Source organism: Patiriisocius sp. Uisw_017 (genome assembly GCF_047731265.1).
Lineage (GTDB): Bacteria > Bacteroidota > Bacteroidia > Flavobacteriales > Flavobacteriaceae > Patiriisocius.
Map to the genome: position 1 here is coordinate 3,453,735 of NZ_CP159835.1, position 19,563 is coordinate 3,473,297.

Annotated in this window: 16 protein-coding genes; 9 read left to right on the forward strand and 7 right to left on the reverse strand. The window is 34.8% G+C overall.

Going from position 1 to position 19,563, the window contains the following annotated elements; all coding sequences use genetic code 11:
- Nucleotides 1-63: 63 nt before the first annotated feature.
- On the reverse strand, nt 64-1,032 hold the full coding sequence (gene trxB, locus ABXT67_RS15675) for a thioredoxin-disulfide reductase (RefSeq protein WP_415374968.1): 969 nt from the start codon (nt 1,030-1,032) through the stop codon (nt 64-66).
- A 203-nt stretch (nt 1,033-1,235) separates the two neighbouring features.
- Here trxB and ABXT67_RS15680 point away from each other — a divergent pair, with 203 nt between their 5' ends.
- Nucleotides 1,236-2,207, forward strand: a complete 972-nt coding sequence (locus ABXT67_RS15680) for an NAD(P)H-dependent flavin oxidoreductase (RefSeq protein ID WP_415374969.1) — start codon at nt 1,236-1,238, stop codon at nt 2,205-2,207.
- 3 nt (nt 2,208-2,210) lie between these two features.
- On the opposite strand, the gene holA is transcribed toward ABXT67_RS15680, so the two are convergent.
- Complete coding sequence (holA, locus tag ABXT67_RS15685) at nt 2,211-3,212, reverse strand: DNA polymerase III subunit delta (RefSeq protein WP_415374970.1); 1,002 nt, start codon at nt 3,210-3,212, stop codon at nt 2,211-2,213.
- A gap of 59 nt (nt 3,213-3,271) precedes the next feature.
- Here holA and ABXT67_RS15690 point away from each other — a divergent pair, with 59 nt between their 5' ends.
- The 8 genes from ABXT67_RS15690 to ABXT67_RS15725 all read left to right on the forward strand — a co-directional run bounded on the left by ABXT67_RS15690 (nt 3,272) and on the right by ABXT67_RS15725 (nt 11,414).
- Nucleotides 3,272-3,712 carry a type I restriction enzyme HsdR N-terminal domain-containing protein gene (locus tag ABXT67_RS15690; RefSeq protein WP_415374971.1) on the forward strand — a complete coding sequence of 147 codons (441 nt, stop codon included), beginning with the start codon at nt 3,272-3,274 and terminating at the stop codon, nt 3,710-3,712.
- Nucleotides 3,713-3,770: 58 nt separating this feature from the next.
- Complete coding sequence (locus tag ABXT67_RS15695; RefSeq protein WP_415374972.1) at nt 3,771-4,769, forward strand: glycosyltransferase family 2 protein; 999 nt, start codon at nt 3,771-3,773, stop codon at nt 4,767-4,769.
- A 119-nt stretch (nt 4,770-4,888) separates the two neighbouring features.
- On the forward strand, nt 4,889-5,725 hold the full coding sequence (locus ABXT67_RS15700; protein WP_415374973.1) for a flagellar motor protein MotB: 837 nt from the start codon (nt 4,889-4,891) through the stop codon (nt 5,723-5,725).
- Between the two features lie 705 nt (nt 5,726-6,430).
- Nucleotides 6,431-7,594 (forward strand): ABC transporter substrate-binding protein, encoded by a 1,164-nt coding sequence (locus ABXT67_RS15705; RefSeq protein ID WP_415374974.1) that lies wholly within the window; start codon nt 6,431-6,433, stop codon nt 7,592-7,594.
- Complete coding sequence (locus ABXT67_RS15710; RefSeq protein ID WP_415374975.1) at nt 7,591-8,622, forward strand: iron chelate uptake ABC transporter family permease subunit; 1,032 nt, start codon at nt 7,591-7,593, stop codon at nt 8,620-8,622. The genes ABXT67_RS15705 and ABXT67_RS15710 overlap by 4 nt, the downstream gene beginning before the upstream one ends.
- A 71-nt stretch (nt 8,623-8,693) precedes the next feature.
- The gene (locus ABXT67_RS15715) at nt 8,694-9,473 is read left to right on the forward strand and encodes an ABC transporter ATP-binding protein (protein ID WP_415374976.1); all 780 of its coding nucleotides are present in this window, start codon (nt 8,694-8,696) and stop codon (nt 9,471-9,473) included.
- Between the two features lie 66 nt (nt 9,474-9,539).
- Nucleotides 9,540-10,892 (forward strand): DNA recombination protein RmuC, encoded by a 1,353-nt coding sequence (gene rmuC, locus ABXT67_RS15720; RefSeq protein WP_415374977.1) that lies wholly within the window; start codon nt 9,540-9,542, stop codon nt 10,890-10,892.
- Between the two features lie 186 nt (nt 10,893-11,078).
- Nucleotides 11,079-11,414: a 6-phosphogluconate dehydrogenase gene (locus ABXT67_RS15725; protein WP_415374978.1), complete on the forward strand. Its 336-nt coding sequence runs from the start codon at nt 11,079-11,081 to the stop codon at nt 11,412-11,414.
- A gap of 73 nt (nt 11,415-11,487) precedes the next feature.
- Here the strand turns inward: ABXT67_RS15725 and ABXT67_RS15730 are convergent, their stop codons facing one another.
- The 5 genes from ABXT67_RS15730 to rpmH form a co-directional block, all read right to left on the reverse strand.
- Nucleotides 11,488-12,075: a T9SS type A sorting domain-containing protein gene (locus ABXT67_RS15730; protein WP_415374979.1), complete on the reverse strand. Its 588-nt coding sequence runs from the start codon at nt 12,073-12,075 to the stop codon at nt 11,488-11,490.
- 99 nt (nt 12,076-12,174) lie between these two features.
- Nucleotides 12,175-14,355, reverse strand: coding sequence for a hypothetical protein (locus tag ABXT67_RS15735; RefSeq protein ID WP_415374980.1), 2,181 nt, complete (start codon nt 14,353-14,355; stop codon nt 12,175-12,177).
- A 15-nt stretch (nt 14,356-14,370) separates the two neighbouring features.
- A complete protein-coding gene (locus tag ABXT67_RS15740) occupies nt 14,371-16,293 on the reverse strand; it encodes a transglutaminase-like domain-containing protein (RefSeq protein WP_415374981.1) in 1,923 nt (640 codons plus the stop codon).
- A 103-nt stretch (nt 16,294-16,396) separates the two neighbouring features.
- Nucleotides 16,397-19,249 (reverse strand): carbamoyl-phosphate synthase large subunit, encoded by a 2,853-nt coding sequence (gene carB / locus ABXT67_RS15745; protein ID WP_415374982.1) that lies wholly within the window; start codon nt 19,247-19,249, stop codon nt 16,397-16,399.
- Between the two features lie 98 nt (nt 19,250-19,347).
- The gene (gene rpmH, locus ABXT67_RS15750; protein ID WP_415374983.1) at nt 19,348-19,509 is read right to left on the reverse strand and encodes a 50S ribosomal protein L34; all 162 of its coding nucleotides are present in this window, start codon (nt 19,507-19,509) and stop codon (nt 19,348-19,350) included.
- Nucleotides 19,510-19,563: the final 54 nt, after the last annotated feature.

Sequence of the window (19,563 nt, forward strand, 5' to 3'; positions counted from 1 at the left end):
GAAACTTAATTGTTTCGGGATTTTTGAGTGTCGCGTTGGTTATACTAAATAAATTTAGTTCATTTATATCGTAGCCTCCTCGTGAGTTTCAATAGTTGCTAAATAACGCTCTGCATCTAAAGCAGCCATACAACCAGTACCTGCGGCGGTTACTGCTTGACGGTATTCTTTATCTTGTACATCACCACTAGCAAAAACTCCTGGAAGGTTTGTTTTTGTTGACTTCCCTTTAGTAATTAAGTAGCCTGTATCATCCATATCTAACTGGCCTTTAAAAATATCTGTATTGGGTTTGTGACCTATAGCAATAAACAAGCCTGTGATTGCGATATCCTCTTTTTCGCCTGTTGCATTATTTTTCATTCGCAAGCCTTCTACTACCATATCGCCTAAAACTTCATCGACTTCTGTGTTATAACGCAAGTCAATGTTAGGGGTAGCTGTAACGCGATGCTGCATTGCTTTAGACGCTTTCATATAATCTTTACGCACAAGCATGGTTACTTTATTACAAATATTAGATAAATACGTAGCCTCTTCAGCAGCAGTATCTCCTGCTCCTACAATGGCCACATCTTGTCCTTTATAGAAAAAGCCATCACAAACTGCGCAAGCAGAAACTCCACCTCCACGCAATTTTTGCTCACTTGGTATTCCTAAATACTTAGCCGTCGCACCTGTAGAAATAACAACAGATTCTGCTTCAATATTTGTTTTACCATCCACTACTGCTTTGTGAATCCCTCCAACTTCTGTACTAAATTCAATAGAAGTAATCATCCCAATACGGACTTTCGTACCAAAACGCTCCGCTTGTCTTTGTAACTCTACCATCATTGTAGGCCCGTCTACTCCATCTGGATATCCTGGGAAATTATCTACTTCGGTTGTGGTTGTTAATTGTCCTCCAGGTTCCATTCCTGTGTACATAATAGGTTTTAAATCTGCACGTGCGGCATAGATTGCTGCTGTATACCCAGCAGGACCACTTCCTATTATCAAACACTTTATTCTTTCAACAGTTTCGCTCATAGCTTTTGATTCAAAATTTTAAAGGTATAAAAGTACTACTATTCAGTAAAATTTGAAGTAGAAGTTATCAAGAATATCGATGCCTTCATAAACAGATGAAATTTAAGAAATCGGCTTAAAAAATCACTAATTCGTTCTATGCTATAATATTTCTGTAATCTTATTCGTAATTTACAAGTTCTAACGAAAAATACCCCATCTAAATGAACAAAGAAGAATTTACTAAAGACCTTACTCTTCCAATAATAGCGGCTCCAATGTTTTTAATTTCTGGGCCAGAACTGGTTATTGAATCTTGTAAAAACGGGATCATAGGAACCTTCCCCGCACTTAACCAAAGAACTACTGAAGGTTTTGAAAAGTGGATTGTAAAGATCGAGGAAGAACTAGCTGCTTGGGAAAAAGAAACAGGTAAAAAGGCAGCTCCCTATGGTGTAAATTTAGTTGTTCATTTTAGCAATCCTCGTGTGGAAGCAGATTTAAAAGTGTGCGTAAAGCACAAAGTACCGTTAATTATAACTTCGTTAGGCGCTATTTCTATGGTGGTAGATGCTGTTCATAGCTATGGTGGTCTTATTTTTCACGATGTAATAAAAAGACGGCACGCAGAAAAAGCAATTAATGCAGGTGTAGATGGATTAATATTAGTGTGTGCAGGAGCAGGTGGTCACGCAGGAACCTTGCATCCCGTAGCTTTTGTAAATGAAATTAAGAAAATATTTAATGGCTTTATTTTACTCTCAGGCGCGTTGAGTACTGGACAAGATGTAGCAAGTGCCATGCAAATGGGTGCAGATTTAGCCTATATGGGAACACGTTTTATCAATACTGCGGAAAGTCGTGCTCCGGAAGAATACCAAGAAATGATTAGCGATAGCGAAACTAACGATGTTACCTATACGGCAGCCATAAGTGGTGTTGCTGCTAATTTCTTGCAGAAAAGTTTAGACAATGCAGGCGTAACCGATGAACAGCTACAGAGCACTAAGAAAGTAGATTTTGGGAAAGAACTAGATACAGAAGCTAAAGCTTGGAAAACCATTTGGAGTGCTGGGCAAGGAGTTACTTCTATTGACGATTCATTGCCATTGAAGGATTTAATCACACGAATGAAATCTGAATTTAAAGAGGCTATTGAAAGACAAACAGCACTTTTAAAAAGATTTGAATCGTAGGCATTAAAAAATCCTGACTAATAATTCTTTAAGCAGATCACTTTGGGTCATGTTTGCAGCACCCACCCCTTTGCTTTTCATATCTATTTCGCGAATGGATGAGATAATAGCGCTTACTTTTTTCATAGGATAATTTCGGGCTGCTACTTCGTAATCTTTAATAAAGAATGGATTTACGCCTAGTGATTTTGAAGCATTCCCTTTGTTAGAAAGTGCGTGGTATTTTAATAATTTCACAAAGAAACCATACAATAAAGCCACGGTCATCACAATGGGATTATTCTTCGGGTTCTGACCAAAATACTGAATAATCGCAAAGGCCTTCTTTATATCCTTGGACCCAATAGCATTCTGTAACTCAAAATTATTGAAATCCTTACTAATCCCTATATTTTCCTCTACTACTTCCGGACTTACTTGGGCTCCTTGAGGAAGTATTAGTCGTAGTTTCTTTAATTCGTTATTAATTTTACCAAGATCGGTGCCAAGGAATTCAGTTAACATTTGAGCAGCTTTTGGAGTAATGGTATAGCCCTTACTAGCCAATGTTTGCTTTATCCAATTGGGAATTTGGTTTTCATAGAGTTTTTTCCCCTCAAATAAAACACCGTGCTTCTTAATCAGTTTTGCTAGCCTCTTCCTTGCATCTAACTTTTTATATTTATAACAAAGGACTAGAATTGTTGTGGGTTGTGGATTTTCTACATACCCAGCCAAATTTTCAATCGTCCTAGTAAGATCTTGTGCTTCTTTTACAATCACCACCTGCCTATCGGCCATCATTGGATACCGTTTTGCTTGACTTATAATATCATCTATGCTTACATCTCGACCGTACAAAACCATTTGATTAAAGCCTTTTTCTTCTTCAGACAGAATACTATTTTCAATATAATCTGAAATAGCATCAATATAGTATGCCTCCTCTCCCATCAAAAAATAAACAGGGTGAAACTGCTTGTTTTTAATAGCCGTTACTATTTCTTTTGCTTGTTGAAGTGACATTATTAAAGAGATTTATCGAAGTTATCTTGACTTGATATTAAAAATGTAGCTTTGCTAATATGCAGCCACTCAATTTTTCAACATACCAATTTAGATTCAAAAGTAGGGAAAACAAACCGACGATATTTGATGTGGTGCGAAAAAAATTTATTGTTTTAACCCCAGAAGAATGGGTGCGGCAAAATACCATTCATTATTTGATAAATGAACTCCAAGTACCGTTGTCGCTTATTAATGTTGAAAAACAAATCAAACTTCACAAAACCATCAAACGCTACGATATCATCGTCTATAATAGTGATGGTAGCATCCTATTGATCGTAGAATGTAAAGCGCCTAAAATAAAAATCGCACAAGATACTTTTGATCAAATTGCACGGTATAACTTTGTACTGAATGCTACCTATTTAATGGTTACCAATGGATTAGAGCATTATTTTTGTCAAATGGATTTTAAAAAAGAACAGTATACGTTTTTAGAAAAATTACCTTTCGGGTAGTTATTTTTTTGAATACAGAAAGCTATTTAAATCCTAAAAAATCTACTATTTTGCACTTGTGAAAATCGCCATTGTTATATTAAATTGGAACGGAAGACTATTATTGGAACGCTTCCTGCCTTCAGTAGTAAAATATTCTGAAGAAGCTACCATATATGTTGCAGACAATGCCTCGACAGATGAAAGTGTTCTATTTCTTAAAAATAGATTCCCTTTAGTAAAAGTACTACAGAATACTGAAAATGGCGGGTACGCCAAAGGATACAATGACGCCTTAAAACAAGTGGCTCAAGAACTTATCCTCCTTTTAAATAGCGATGTTGAAGTTACACAGGGTTGGCTAAAACCAATTCAAAACGAATTTGAAAACGATTCGAAGCTTGTAGCAGCCCAACCTAAGGTTCTAGATTACAAAAACAAAACTCATTTTGAATATGCCGGAGCTGCAGGTGGATTTATAGATGCCTTGGGGTATCCTTATTGTAGAGGAAGAATTTTCAATACCTTAGAAGAAGATACTGGGCAATACGATGACATCTCAACCATCTTTTGGGCAAGTGGCGCTTGCCTTGCTATAAAGAATGAAGCTTTTAAGAATATAGGGGGCTTTGATGAAGATTTGTTTGCTCATCAAGAAGAAATAGATCTATGTTGGAGACTTCAATTAGAAGGAGGTCTTATAAAATATATCTATAATTCTAAAGTCTACCACTTGGGTGGCGGCACACTAAGTACTAAAAACCCAAAAAAGACTTTTTATAATTTCAGAAATTCATTGCTAGTTCTTGTTAAAAATGATGCAAGTAATAGATTAATAGTTAAAATTATTTCTCGTTTAGTACTAGATGGTGTTGCTGCTTTTAAATTTTTACTTTCAGGAAAACCACAACATATGTTTGCTGTTTTAAAAGCACATATTTCATTTTATGTACTTTTATTTAAATTTATTAATAAAAGACCTAACACTGGGGTTTCAATATCCTATTATTCTGTTCGAAGTATTGTTTTTCAATATTATTTAAAAGGATACCGTACATTTAAAGAATTATATAACTGATAAACAGGTGCTTAAACATAGAATAGATTTTATATTATACTATTAAAAAAATGTTAATATCCATTGCTAAGCGCAATGCAATTCCTAATTTTGGTTGATTATAAAAATAATTTATAACTATGAAAAAAATAATGATAATCGCATTAAGCGGTTTGTTTTTATTTCCTTCTTGTGTTGGAAAGAAAAAATACAAAGAATTACAATCACAATACACAAAGACACAAGATCTTTTGAATACTGCCACTATAAAGCTAAACTCTTGTGAAGAACGAAGAAAATCTTTAGAAGATCGCCTTGGGGACATGAAGCAAACAAATCAGGATTTGATTCAAAGTTCAAAAGATTTAACAATGCTAACGTCAAAAGGAGCATCAAACTTAGAGAAGTCTTTAGAAAGCCTTCAGGAAAAAGATCTTAAAATTTCACGTTTGCAAGATGCGCTTACAAAAAAGGATAGTGTAACCTTGGCATTAGTAACAAGTCTTAAAAAAGAAATTGGTCTTGATGATGAAGATATTGAAATCAACGTAGAGAAGAGTGTTGTTTTCATCTCATTGAGTGATAAAGTTCTTTTTAAAAGTGGAAGCTATACAATAACAACCAGAGCGAGAGAAATTCTAGGAAAAGTTGCTACCGTTATCAACGGAAAACCTGATTTTGAAGCTATGGTCGAAGGCCATACAGATAATGTGCCCTTTAATGGAGGTGGTGTGTTGATAGATAACTGGGATTTGAGTGTTAAGCGATCTACTGCTATCGTTCGGGCTTTACAAGAATTAGGGGTAAAACCAAATCAGCTAATTGCTGCGGGTCGAAGTGAATACATTCCTTTAGTACCTAATACAACTCCAGAAAATCGTTCTAAAAACCGAAGAACAAAAATATTAATTCTTCCTAAGATTGATCAATTTTATGAGATGATTGAAGAAGAAATGAAAACTCTTTCTGAAGAATAATAAAAATAATTGACAGTAAAAACCTCGAGTGTATCTATGCTCGGGGTTTTTTTATGCTCCTAATTCAAGAAAAAAAATATTTCTATGATTTTTAATTGGGTTTGAATCGAATATGCTAACAAAGACAATAATTTTCTGATGCCTGAAACTTTTTTGATATTAGAATTATAGATTTAAACTAAATCTTCCTCGAACATTTCTACCCCTGTTTGGAATCTCTAAATTTCTTCAAACTCATATTTAGTAGATTTACTCAGATTAATAAAAATGCGCATTTGAGGTAAAATATGAATAGATAGCATAAAATCTAAAGTCGTAAAACTTTCTAAGTAATTATTTCTGTTTAAAAGGTTTCATTATTAAAAACAGAATCTTAACGATCACTCAAATATTTAAAACTAAAACCAACGTATGATTTTGTCCCAACACTATTGAAAATCGTTGCGTTTGTTTTTGATTCTGGGATACGTTGCTCAAAATGTTCATTTGGTTTTGTATTGGTATAATTAACTTTAAACCTAAAACGAGTTGCAAACTTGGTATCTGCCGTTACCGCTGCGATACTTGCTTCAAATTCATTTCCAATATTTTGATGCTAAAAAGTGAAAGCACCTGGATTTACAGTATCAAAATCTAAAGTAAGATCTAAATGAAACACTAGACCAAATTGAAATATCTTTATATACTTTTGTACTTTCCAAAAAAATGAGCAAAAAAATCCTTAATTTCAAACCAATACTGCTACTCATAATATGTTTGGTGGTGTTTTCTTGTAAAAAGAATACTAATAATAATCAACTTCAAGAGCCTGAAAAACGACAAGTCGTGGCTGTTCCATTAAAATACGCGACAGGTTTTGAAATAGAAAAATATACAGATCACACGCTTATAAAAATAATAAACCCTTGGCCCGGTAGTGATAAAATATACACATATGTGTTAACAGAAAACCATCTAGTTACGAATAGGTTTACTGCTTTTGATGCTGTTATTAATACTCCCCTATCATCTGTGGTGGTAACTTCAACCACCCATATTCCTTCTTTAGAAATGTTAGAAGTTGAAAATTCGCTCGTTGGTTTTCCTAACCTAGCCTATATCTCTTCTAAAAAAACACGACAACGCATTGCTCAAAATAAAATAAAAGAACTGGGGAGAAATGAAGCTATTAATACTGAGGTTTTAATTGAGCTCTCTCCAGATGCTGTTGTAAGTTTTGCTATTGATGATGACAACAAATCCTTAGAGATCATTAAGAAAACTGGAATCCCTGTACTGATTAATGCAGATTGGACTGAAACACATCCTCTGGGAAAAGCAGAATGGATCAAATTTTTTGGAGCGCTCTATGGAAAAGAAAAAGAAGCAGATAGCATTTTTAATTCCATCGAAAGAAACTATCTAGGTGCAAAGGAAAGTGCAAAAAAAACAACAATAAAACCCACGGTTCTTAGTGGTGCGATGTACAAAGATGTCTGGTATCTGCCGCAAGGAAATAGCTGGGCAGCGCAGTTTATTGATGATGCAAATGGCGATTATTTATGGTCGAATTCTAAAGGTACGGGAAGTCTTTCTTTAAATATAGAAAGTGTCCTTGATCAAGGACAAGATGCTGAGTATTGGATTGGTCCTGGTCAATTTACCTCGAAGAAACAAATGCTTGAAAATGCTTCAGTTTACGGACAATTTGATGCTTTTAAAAACGATAAAGTTTTCAGTTTTACCAATAAAAAAGGAGCAACTGGAGGAGTATTGTACTATGAATTAGCACCCAATCGCCCAGACATAGTATTAAAAGATATCATTAAAATACTACATCCTGAGTTACTTCCAGAACACGAACTCTTCTTTTTTACTCCAGTTGAATGATTGTTCATCAAAAACATACCGCTACTATTATAGGATTAGTAACCGCACTGTTAGTTGCTTTATTGATTAATATAAGTTTAGGTTCGGTTTCAATTCCTTTAAAAGAAGTTTTAGCCAGTTTATTTGGAGGCAGTATATCCAAAGATTCTTGGGAATTTATCGTTTTAGAATATAGAATCCCAAAAGCTATTACGGCGATTATAGCGGGTGCAGGACTTTCGATTGCCGGTTTACTAATGCAAACATTATTCAGAAATCCACTCGCGGGACCCTTTGTATTGGGACTTAGCAGCGGTTCTAGTTTGGGAGTTGCTTTAATAATTTTAGGAGCTGGTCTTTTTGGTGGGGTTTTAGGATCGGTTTTTTCAAATCCTTGGGCATTAGTACTGGCAAGTGCTTTGGGTAGTTTTCTAGTTTTATTAGCGGTACTCGCGGTCACTTTTCGTATTAAAGACACGATGGCAATATTAATCATTGGTTTAATGTTTGGCAGTGTGACTACAGCAATAGTTTCGGTACTTTCCTATTTTAGTAGTGCCGAGCAATTACAGCAGTTTGTTTTTTGGTCTTTTGGCAGTTTGGGCAATCAATCTTGGAGCGGGATTTTTGTTTTAATTGTTTGTTTCGCAATAGGGTTGCTTTTAAGTTTTGCCAGTAGTAAATCTTTAAACGGCTTATTATTGGGAGAAAATTATGCCCAAAGTATGGGTCTAAATATAAAGCGTGCTACTATTATTATCATATTAGCCACAAGTATTTTAGCCGGCGGAATTACAGCTTTTGTGGGTCCCATTGCATTTGTTGGTTTGGCTGTTCCGCATTTAACACGTCAAATTACAAAGACCGCCAATCACGCAATTTTGATCCCAATGGTAGCGCTTTATGGTGCTATTTTAATGTTGTTATGCGATACCATTGCACAATTACCATTTTCCGAATATTATTTACCCATTAACGCGATCACAGCAATTATTGGTGCGCCAGTTGTTATATGGTTATTGGTAAAGAAGCGGAAGTTGTTTTTTTAATAGAGAAAACAGATCGCTTTGCTGGAAGAAGAAAGACTTCACTTCTGGACTCTATAAAAGTTTAAAAATGTATGACTAAACCAATTCTAAAAGCCAAAAATCTATCCATTGGGTATCGAAACAAAAAGAATGATTCAATCATAGCAGCTGGAATTTCTTTTGAAATTTCTAGTGGTAGCTTAGTAGGTTTAGTAGGTGGAAACGGAATAGGAAAATCGACTTTATTAAGAACACTTTTAGGGATGCAACCTTCATTACAAGGGGAAATTAGCATTTATAATAAAAGTCTAGAGTCACACTCACCCATTGTATTAGCTACTCAAGTAAGTGTTGTTTTAACCGAAACTCCAGCTTCAAAAAATTTAACGGTAGAAGAATTGGTAAGTCTTGGCCGTCATCCCCATACAAACTGGGTTGGACTTCTAACTGAAATAGATAAAACAAAGATTAACGAGGCGTTAGAAGCCACTCATTTGTCTGAATTAAAAAACAAAAAATGTTTTGAATTGAGTGATGGGCAGTTACAGCGAGTATACATAGCAAGAGCATTGGCTCAGGACACACCTTTAATATTGTTAGACGAACCCACAACACATTTAGATTTGTACCACCGCGCCTATATCTTAAAGTTACTTCAAGAATTAGCGCATACTCAAAATAAAACAATCCTATTCTCCACCCACGAAATAGATTTAGCCATACAATTAACAGATTATATGCTCGTGATGTCAAAAGAAAAGACCGCATTTGACAAACCAAAAAACCTCATTGATAAAGGAGCGTTCGACTCACTGTTTCCTTCAGAAATCATTACCTTTAACAAGGAAACTGGTCGGTTTTCTATAAAGTGATTTTTATTGGATTACATTAAAAAAAACTAATAATCAGCTAATTAAACCCATTATTAAATTAAAAAAATGAACGAAATTGGACTTTTTATTATTCTCACAACGGTTTGTCTTTTAGTGGGTGCGTATATAGGAAATATATTGGCGCGTATAAAATCAAAATCTGAAATTTCAAAATTAGAAGAGCGATTATTTCAAAATGCATCCCAGGAAGAAAAATTGAACGAACGCTTCAAAAATGTTCTAAGAGAACGAGAAGACATTAGAAAAGAAAAGGAGTTTTTAAATATTGAACTCACACAGCGCAATGCAACATTAGAAAATTTGGAGACAAAACTTCGAGAACAAAAAGCTGAAGTTGAAAAATTACAGGAAAAATTCACTAAAGAATTTGAAAATTTAGCGAATAAAATATTGGACGAAAAATCTAATAAGTTTACCAAACAGAATCAAGTAAATCTTGATATAATTTTAAAACCCTTACAGCAAAAAATTGAAAAATTTGAAGAAAAAGTAGATTCAACCAATAAAGAAAGTATCAATCGCCACGCTATGTTGCGACAACAAATTATAGGTTTAAAAGAGCTGAACGAGCAGATGAGTAAAGAGGCTAATAATCTAACAAAAGCGTTGAAAGGAGATAGCAAAATACAAGGAAATTGGGGAGAATTAGTATTGGAACGTGTTCTTGAAAAAAGTGGTCTAGAGAAAGACAGAGAATATTTTGTGCAAAATAGTTTTGTAAACGACGAAGGTAAGCGCGTTCTTCCAGATGTTGTTATACACCTGCCAGATAATAATAAAATGGTTATTGACTCAAAAGTGTCACTGGTTGCATACGAGCGATATATGAATGAGGAAGACGATGAACTTCGAAAAGGACATTTAAATGCTCATGTTAGCTCTATTAAAAAGCATATTGAGCAACTTAGCGCAAAGAATTACCACGATCTCTATAAAATTGAAAGTCCTGATTTTGTGCTTTTATTTGTACCCATTGAACCAGCTTTTGCTCTGGTAGTTAATACTGATGAAAATTTATATGCTTGGGCGTTTGAGAAAAACATTGTGATTGTAACACCTGCCACTCTTCTTGCGACTTTAAGAACGATTGATACCATGTGGAATAATGAAAAGCAACAACAAAATGCACTTGAAATTGCCACACAAGCAGGAAGACTTTACGATCAATTTGTAAACTTAACAGAAGATTTAATAAAAGTAGGAAATCAATTAAATACTGTAAAAGGAAGTTACGACAGTTCTATGAAAAAACTTACTGGAAAGGGCAACTTGGTGAGTAAAGTAGAGTCTATCAAAAAATTGGGAATCAAACAACGCAAACATTTAAATGAAAAATTAGTTAAAAAATCTAATGAAAACAGCAATCCTGATTCTTCAGCATTATTAGAAAATAATTAATTGATTGTGTATTATTTTTATCAAGGCCCTCGCGACTTTGTCAATTCTAAAGATTTTAAGGGGTTTATTATATGTTTGCTAGTACTACGATAGTTATAAGAATTGCATTCAGCATATCAACGCATATAAGATTGAAAGAAATTAAATCGAAAAAATGAAAAAATACTATTTATAATACTTGGAAGCTTGATTGCATTGTATGTGCTTTACTTTGCCTTTATTTATTTTGTTCCCTACAGTGAAGGTACTCGTGCTGGTGAGTTGATAAAATTTAGTAGCAGAGGGATTATTGTCAAAACGTATGAAGGTGAGATTAGCCAGGGAGTAAGTGGTGCACAAATTTTTTCATTTTCAGTATTAGATCAAGAAAAAGAGGTTATTGAAAAACTAAAAGAGTATCAAGGAAAATATGTAAAGCTTGGATATGTTGAACGTTTTGGAACTTTTTCCTTTTGGGGAGACACCAACTATTTCATAAATGATGTTACCCTAGAACAATCACCTCATTTTAACAGGAATTAAAAGGCTTTAGGCAAAATTAAAAAAGCATCCTTAATTAAGGATGCTTTTCATTTTCAGTATTTGTTTAATCTTTTTATTTCTTAATCAATCTAATGGTTGCTTCTAAATCACCGTCTACGACTTTTACAAAGTAGACTCCAGTTTGTAAATACGATACATTTAAATCTGTATACGTTCCGTTACCATTTCCTTGACCTACTTGTTTTCCGTAGATATCATAAATACTATAAGTGTCAAATTGAAACAAAGAACGAATTCTCATAGTATCCGCTACTGGGTTCGGAAAGAATGTAATGTTTTTTTCAAATTTATCTTGAACCGAAAGTGCTTGTTCAATGGTTAGTGTGCCAAGCATTTGTGTGGCATGAACCGAGCATAAATAATCGATAACAGCTACTTCAGTAAAGGTATATTGATAGCTTTGCCCTACACCAGTTTGAATGAGACTTCCAAAATCGCCGGGTGCATCCATTTCGTCTGGAGAAGCAACAACGTCGTGCGGAGATTGGTTTACCCAAGTCCAAATAACAGTATCACCTGTTTCGATTGTGAAACTGGCATCTGCAACCGAAGTTGATTGATCCCAATCAACCATAAATGTTTGTTGCGCTTGTGTTGCTATAACAGCAAACAGAGCAATAAATAATGTAATTTTTTTCATAATAATTTGTTTTTTCTACAATATACGACAATAAATCCAACACAGTTTTACTATTTAAATATTGCCAACTTACATTGCGATTTCTAAAAAAAACTAGTGCTACTGCTGTTCCTTTTTAAACATCACTTTTTCTTGAGAGAAATTGTAAGCAGCTTGTAACCAAGGAAGCATTTGTTTCCACTCTTGAGCAGCATACTTTCTTTTAGCGTATGTCTTTTTTGTAGTGTATTTTAAGACCCCATTTTCTATAATTGCCGCACTCACAAAAGAGCCCGTCTCATTAGATACATTCTTGTTGAGTTTCTCTAAACCAACAACGGTGTATCCTTGAGGAATCGTTATTGTTGTATTGTAACTATAGGTTTTTGCATTGTTTACATAAACACCAAGTGTACGGTCTATTTCGGCTTCTTGAATTTGCACTTGACCACTTATAAATTTTCCGACTTCTACTAAAAAATTAGGCCCCGCTTTTTTAACAAATTCACCTTTAATCGTAAATTTTTCTTTTACAGATAAAGGAGCATCACTATACCTTGCGGTATCTATAACAGTATACTCATATGCGTCTAAAATAGCATCTAACTCACTATCAACACTCTCTTTTAGATTTTTTTCGTGTTCCTCTCTGTAGGTTGCATATAATGCTTCTATTTTATTTTGAATTTCAGTATTGGATTTATTTTGCTTTTTACTACACGCATAAAAATGCTTCGTATCATAATGTGCAAACTCTTCATTTATATAATCACTAAAGAATAAATAGGTATTCAACGCTTCAGTTTTAAAATGTCCTGTGAATTGAGAATTTCTTTCTAACTCCATAGATTTAAAGTCAGCGCTTAGCGTGATATTGTTTTGTACAACGGTTGCATTTTCAGCAGCAGTAGTAACAGGTAATGTGTCGTACAATACATCGTCTATCTTTCGGTTCTTTTTTACATTTAGTTTGAACACCTTAGTCCCTTCTAAATATTTAGGGAAATAATCTGGCTGCACGTGCGGAGAAAGGTCAAAGAAATACAAGGGTTTCGGGAAGTTAAAACGCAGTCCATGCGCTACGTTTTTCCGAATTAATAAGTCGTCAATACTCCCTTCGTACTCAGGCGTTGCTACAATAATGTCATAATCAATCTCCAGCTGCTTTGCCAATCCTGACATATAATTTACAAATCTGTTTTCATTTAGAACCACATAGTCTTTATCACAGAGCATTGGATAATTTGAAATCCCCTTGTCACTGGCTAAAACCAGCTCTACAAACCTATTGTAACTTTTATGACGAATATAATACAGCGCCTGCTCCATCTGCTCGCGCTTGTTCGTAATCCCTTTTTTTTCTAAATATTTGAGCACATCTTTTACATCTCTTCTCGAATCTGTATCAAAACGACCTCCGTAATAGTCCAGGATTTCTTCTTTAGAAACGCTCCCTTTTCTAACAGCATCTTTCTCAGATAAAAAAACATTTGCCCGCGCTTCGTTAGAATTTTTAAGAGCAAAAACTACTTGAAATTTAATCGCATGTAATTCCGTTAATGGATAATACCACCTTGGGAATTCAATTGTTTCAATATCAGTTGCTTCTAAGACATATTTACGTGTGGCTCTTCTATCTGTTTTTTCTTCTTTAATTTTTGGAGCACCGTTAAAGGACTCCATATTTAAAAAATAGTCGTTCTCTACCTCTACCGAAAGCTTGCGATACGATACAGGATAAACAGTACTTAATACCTTTTCCTGCGGGTCGTACTCGTGGTAACCACTAAAAGCCTTAAGATAATCGTCCTCATAAATAAAGATGTCTAAAACATCTCCAACCTCTAGACCTGGGATTGCAAGTTTATTGGTGTCGTCCTGTAAAATGCTCTCCTCTGAAATATTAAGAATGTTTTCCGTCCCATCTTGTTTTATAATTTTGATACCAATAGTTGTTTTTTCTCTTGAAAAGTTAACCAAACCAAAACCTATTTTTTGATCCTTTTTGTATTCAAATTCTGAAAAATATTCTACTGCTGCTTTGTCTTGTAATTTTACACGCTGATGTATCGAAGAAGGATTATACATCTTCTTACCGTTGTTTGTAAATCCGTAATATTCGCTAAGGTAAAGGATTACCGCACTTTCATTTTTCCATTTTTCTGGAATTTCTAGGGTTTTAGAAGCCGGAGTGCCTTCTTGCCAGAATTGCTGTTGCAAAGATTGTTCTTCTTTAGATTGTGCTGTTGCCGTAATCACAAACAGAAATAACACAAGTTGGGCTATATAATTTTTAAACATACTGCTTGGTATAAGTTATTGTTTTACCAAAGTTATTTGTTGATTAAGATTTTCTTTTAAAGTTAAAAAAGAAGCATTCCAACTATCGAACTCTTTCCTTTTAACCCACCTTCTCTTAAAATCTATCACCTTTGTAAAGAGTAGCTTTTTCCCTTGCAGCTCATACATCACTGTAATGTTCAAAAATTGATTATCGACCGAGACATTTTCAGGCAATTGCTCCACGGTATACCCTTGAGGAATTTCAAGAAATACTTCAGTGATTGTTTTTTGATTCATTCTTGATTTGTAATCTACCTTTCGGTCTTTAAAAATATAATCGCCAGCACTTTTTATTGGATCTATATCAACGTATATCGTACCCTCAAATTCGGCCACGGCACTTTCAATTACTATAGTGTATAAAATAGTTAAATCTAAATCGCGCTCCTCTTGATCAAAAGGTTGTACTTGGCTTACTTTTATATTTTTATTTCCACCTGACAGGTAATTCTGTAATACATCTTCTTGCTCGCCTTTGCCAAAGGTGGTATAGTTATTCTGAAACAGTACTCTGCATTCGCCTTCATAAAAACGTGTTGCATTTCCTATTAAGCGCTCTTCAGCAATGCTAAGATTATAGCTGGTTTTATCTACGTTTGTCGTTTCAGAAACCATGGGGACTCTTAGAATTTCAAAACTGTCTTCCCCTTGTATTAATGCTTGTTTATTCTGAATTCGACTTGCGTACTCCCCCAGTTTGTTATAATTTTCAGTAGCATCTAGAAAAATCGTTTCGCCATCTAATTGCACCGAACAAATCATGTGATTGTCTACTGATAATGAAGGTGTACTGTAATCGTAAGCCAACCTATCTGTCCCAATCCAAACCAATCGCGAATCTAATCCAGCTTCTTCCAACATACTTTTTGTAAGAATCGCCATCCCTTTGCAATCGCCATATCGTTTTGTAAAAACATTTTGAGGGCTGTCTGGCTGAAATCCTGCAATACCATCCTCAAAAGCGATATACCTAATATTATCTTGTACCCAATAGAAAATATTCTTTACCTTCTCAGTATCTGAAATCGCTGTCGCGGTCAATTCTTTTACTTTATCTGCATAAACAGATGCGTCTACTTCAACGTTCTGGACGAGACCATTATACCAAGCATAAAGATCGCTCACATCGTTAAAGAGTTTGTGTTCTATAGCGTCTTCTGTGTAGAATTTAGCTAAAAACAATATATGAGGGTACATAAACGAAGGTCCGGGACTGTCATTTTCATCTACTTGAGAAGCCGCATTCTTATATGCATAAGTAACGATACGCGTATCTCCTTGGGTTGTTTCTTCTTTTGAAATAGCAAATTCTTCAAAATTAAACTCTTTTAATTCTAATGTTAGCCAAGAGGGTATTTTAACGACTAATTTTCCTTCTTTGATTCGGTAAGCATCTACAAAATATTCGCTTGTAAAATATTTAACGTCGTTATATTTCTTCTCTGTAGAAACTTTATATCGAGTCCCTTGTAGCGGAAATGATAAATTAGTGTACTTCACCCTATAATCTGTATGAAACATATCATTATTCTCTAAATATTCATCACGAATACCCATGCTAAAATGAGCCGTTTTTTTACCTCTTCGATCATATATAGTAAAGTCTCCAATAGTAGATTCTGAATCGTAAAATACAGGATATTGAATGGTGACACTTTGTGAGATATTTAAGAATTCTACTGTTTTTCGAGTTGTTGCTTCCACAAAACCTCTTTTGACATTTTTAGCAAATTCAACGACTACTGTTTTAGAAAGCAAAACTATGTCTTCGTCTGGGTAGCTTTTTTTAAATTCTTTAGCGACAGCAACATCTTCTTCTGAAGGATCGTTTCCCCTTTGTCCACTAACTAGTGTGCCTATAAACACAAACAATACCAGCACTATTTTTTTCTTCATTACTAACCATTAATAACATTATAAAATTGTAGGTATTCTAAAAGCAAAAACAGCTTTCTGTATAAAAGAAAACTGTTTTTAATTTAAAGAGTTTTCAAAAAACTTACTTACTCAAATACATTTTTCTACGAGAATATAAATCGTAAAATTGATCATCCTTTAAGCTATCAATAAATAAGATGCTTTCTCCAGTACTCTTCATTTCTGGACCCAGTTGCTTATTTACATTAGGAAATTTATTAAAACTAAATACGGGCTGTTTAATAGCGTATCCTTCTAATTGAGGATTAAAGTCAAAATCCTTAACCTTCTTTACACCCAACATTACTTTAGTCGCGTAATTAACGTAAGGTTCTCCGTATGCCTTAGCAATAAAAGGAACTGTTCTGGACGCACGCGGATTTGCTTCAATTATATATACTTTGTCTTCTTTGATTGCAAACTGAATATTTATAAGCCCCACCGTATTAAGTGCCAAAGCAATTTTCTTTGTGTGGTCTTTTATTTGTTGCATTACAAACTCACCCAAGTTGAAAGGTGGCAAGGTCGCATTAGAGTCTCCCGAGTGAATTCCGCAAGGCTCAATATGTTCCATAATACCAATAATATAAACATCTTCTCCATCACAAATTGCATCTGCTTCTGCCTCTATAGCACCATCTAAATAATGATCTAATAAGAGTTTATTATTTGGTATTTTCCGTAACAAGTCAACAACATGTTTCTCTAATTCTTCCTTATTGATTACAATCTTCATTCCTTGACCACCCAAAACATAAGAAGGTCTAATTAGTAACGGGAAATCGAGTTGGTCAGCAAGTGCTAGCGCTTGATCGGTTGTTTCGGCGACACCAAATTCTGGATATGGGATATCAAGTTCTTTTAAGATGTTAGAAAAACTTCCGCGGTCTTCAGCTAAATCTAGTGCTTTAAAGCTGGTTCCTAATATTTTAATTCCATAACGCTCTAACTTTTCAGCTAACTTTAAGGCTGTTTGCCCTCCTAATTGGACAATAACCCCAACAGGATTTTCGTGACGAATAATATCGTAAATATGTTCCCAAAAAACAGGTTCAAAATATAATTTATCTGCGACATCAAAATCGGTTGAAACGGTTTCAGGGTTACAATTAATCATTATTGTTTCGAATCCTTCTTCCGCAGCCGCTAAAACACCGTGCACACAACAGTAATCAAATTCGATTCCTTGTCCAATTCTATTAGGTCCAGAACCTAGTACGATTACCTTTTTTTTATCTGTTACAATACTATCATTTTCTGCATATGCTTTTCCGTCAGGAAGTACCATTTCATTTTCAAACGTAGAATAATAGTAAGGGGTCTGGGCTTTAAACTCTGCCGCACAGGTATCCACTAATTTGTATACGCGCTGTATATTCATCTCCTCACGCTTATTATATACTTGACTTTCCAAGCATTTAAGCATATGCGCTATTTGTCTATCTCCGTATCCTTTTTGTTTTCCTTCGAGAAGTAATTCTCTTGGAAGTGTGTCTAATGTAAATGTGGAAATTTCCTTTTCTAGTAAATAGAGTTCTTCATATTGCTTGAGGAACCACATATCAATTTTTGTGATTTCGTGAATACGGCTCAATGGTATTCCCAATTGGATTGCATCGTAAATAACGAAGACACGATCCCAACTCGCATTCTTTAATTTATCAAGAATTTGCTCATAATCAGTATAGCTCTTTCCATCTGCTCCCAAACCGTTTCTCTTTATTTCTAAAGATTGTGTTGCTTTGTGAAGGGCTTCTTGAAAACTACGGCCTATCCCCATTACCTCTCCAACAGACTTCATTTGTAGTCCCAAAGTTCTATCACTACCTTCAAATTTGTCGAAGTTCCATCTAGGTATTTTGACAATAACATAATCTAATGTAGGCTCAAATAATGCCGACGTTGATTTTGTAATTTGATTTTCTAATTCATCTAAATGATACCCAATAGCAAGTTTTGCTGCTATTTTTGCAATAGGGTATCCAGTGGCCTTTGAAGCCAATGCAGAACTTCTTGAAACACGTGGGTTTATTTCTATAGCGATAATATCTTCTTTCTCATCGGGACTCACCGCAAACTGAACGTTACAACCTCCAGCAAAATCACCAATACTTCGCATCATATGAATGGCTAAATCACGCATTCTTTGGTACGTGCGATCACTTAAAGTCATTGCAGGTGCCACAGTTATAGAATCTCCTGTATGAATCCCCATCGGGTCCATATTTTCAATTGCACAAATAATAACCACGTTGTCATTATTGTCTCTAAGCAATTCTAACTCAAATTCTTTCCATCCCATCATCGCCTTGTCTATCATCACCTCGTGTATAGGAGAGATTTCAAGTCCGTGAGAAAGCTGTGCGTCGAAGTCCTCTTCTTTATAAACGATAGAAGCCCCTGCACCCCCTAGAGTGTAAGAAGCCCTAATTACAAGTGGAAAGCCAAATTTTTGCGCAATCTCTTTACCTTCTAAATAGGATGTTGCAGTCGCCTGTGGCGCCATATCAACTCCTATTTGCTCCATTAAAACACGAAATTTTTCTCTATCCTCAGTAATATTTATTGCGTCAATGTCTACGCCAATAATTTCAACATCAAAATCTTTCCAAATACCTTTTTCATCAGCTTCGATTGCTAGATTTAGCGCTGTCTGACCTCCCATTGTAGGCAAGACAGCGTCAATTTGAGGGTGTTCCTTTAAAATCTGAACAATTGATTTTGTATTCAGTGGCAACAAATAAACATGATCCGCCATGGACGGATCTGTCATAATGGTAGCAGGGTTAGAATTTATTAATATAGTTTCAATACCGTCCTCTCGAAGTGATCGAAGTGCTTGGGAACCTGAGTAATCAAATTCGCAAGCTTGCCCAATAATAATGGGACCTGATCCGATAATCAATATGGATTTTAAGGAATTGTTTTTTGGCATCGTATTTTTTTTTAATGGCGTAAATTTACTAGCAATAGGGCATAAAAAAAAGGTGTTGCTTATAAAAACAACACCTTTTATTTATGACTTATCAACATTTATTTTTTGTGACGAGGTTCTGTCGAGACTGAAATTTTCTTTCTGCCCTTTGCTCTTCGTGCAGCTAATACTTTTCTTCCACTTACAGAAGCCATACGCTCTCTAAAACCGTGTTTATTACGTCTCTTTCTCTTTGATGGCTGAAATGTTCTCTTACTCATTATACTATTCTTTAATCGTCAAAAATCATTTTTTTATCCTGCAATCAAAATTGT

What these genes read in the sequence shown, in the direction of transcription:
- rmuC (WP_415374977.1), top strand. Translation starts at nt 9,540, where the DNA reads ATGAACGAAATTGGACTTTTTATTATTCTCACAACGGTTTGTCTTTTA.
- ABXT67_RS15730 (WP_415374979.1), bottom strand. Translation starts at nt 12,075, where the DNA reads ATGAAAAAAATTACATTATTTATTGCTCTGTTTGCTGTTATAGCAACA.
- trxB (WP_415374968.1), bottom strand. Translation starts at nt 1,032, where the DNA reads ATGAGCGAAACTGTTGAAAGAATAAAGTGTTTGATAATAGGAAGTGGT.
- ABXT67_RS15690 (WP_415374971.1), top strand. Translation starts at nt 3,272, where the DNA reads ATGCAGCCACTCAATTTTTCAACATACCAATTTAGATTCAAAAGTAGG.
- ABXT67_RS15700 (WP_415374973.1), top strand. Translation starts at nt 4,889, where the DNA reads ATGAAAAAAATAATGATAATCGCATTAAGCGGTTTGTTTTTATTTCCT.
- ABXT67_RS15680 (WP_415374969.1), top strand. Translation starts at nt 1,236, where the DNA reads ATGAACAAAGAAGAATTTACTAAAGACCTTACTCTTCCAATAATAGCG.
- rpmH (WP_415374983.1), bottom strand. Translation starts at nt 19,509, where the DNA reads ATGAGTAAGAGAACATTTCAGCCATCAAAGAGAAAGAGACGTAATAAA.
- holA (WP_415374970.1), bottom strand. Translation starts at nt 3,212, where the DNA reads ATGTCACTTCAACAAGCAAAAGAAATAGTAACGGCTATTAAAAACAAG.
- ABXT67_RS15740 (WP_415374981.1), bottom strand. Translation starts at nt 16,293, where the DNA reads ATGAAGAAAAAAATAGTGCTGGTATTGTTTGTGTTTATAGGCACACTA.
- ABXT67_RS15715 (WP_415374976.1), top strand. Translation starts at nt 8,694, where the DNA reads ATGACTAAACCAATTCTAAAAGCCAAAAATCTATCCATTGGGTATCGA.
- carB (WP_415374982.1), bottom strand. Translation starts at nt 19,249, where the DNA reads ATGCCAAAAAACAATTCCTTAAAATCCATATTGATTATCGGATCAGGT.
- ABXT67_RS15710 (WP_415374975.1), top strand. Translation starts at nt 7,591, where the DNA reads ATGATTGTTCATCAAAAACATACCGCTACTATTATAGGATTAGTAACC.
- ABXT67_RS15705 (WP_415374974.1), top strand. Translation starts at nt 6,431, where the DNA reads ATGAGCAAAAAAATCCTTAATTTCAAACCAATACTGCTACTCATAATA.
- ABXT67_RS15735 (WP_415374980.1), bottom strand. Translation starts at nt 14,355, where the DNA reads ATGTTTAAAAATTATATAGCCCAACTTGTGTTATTTCTGTTTGTGATT.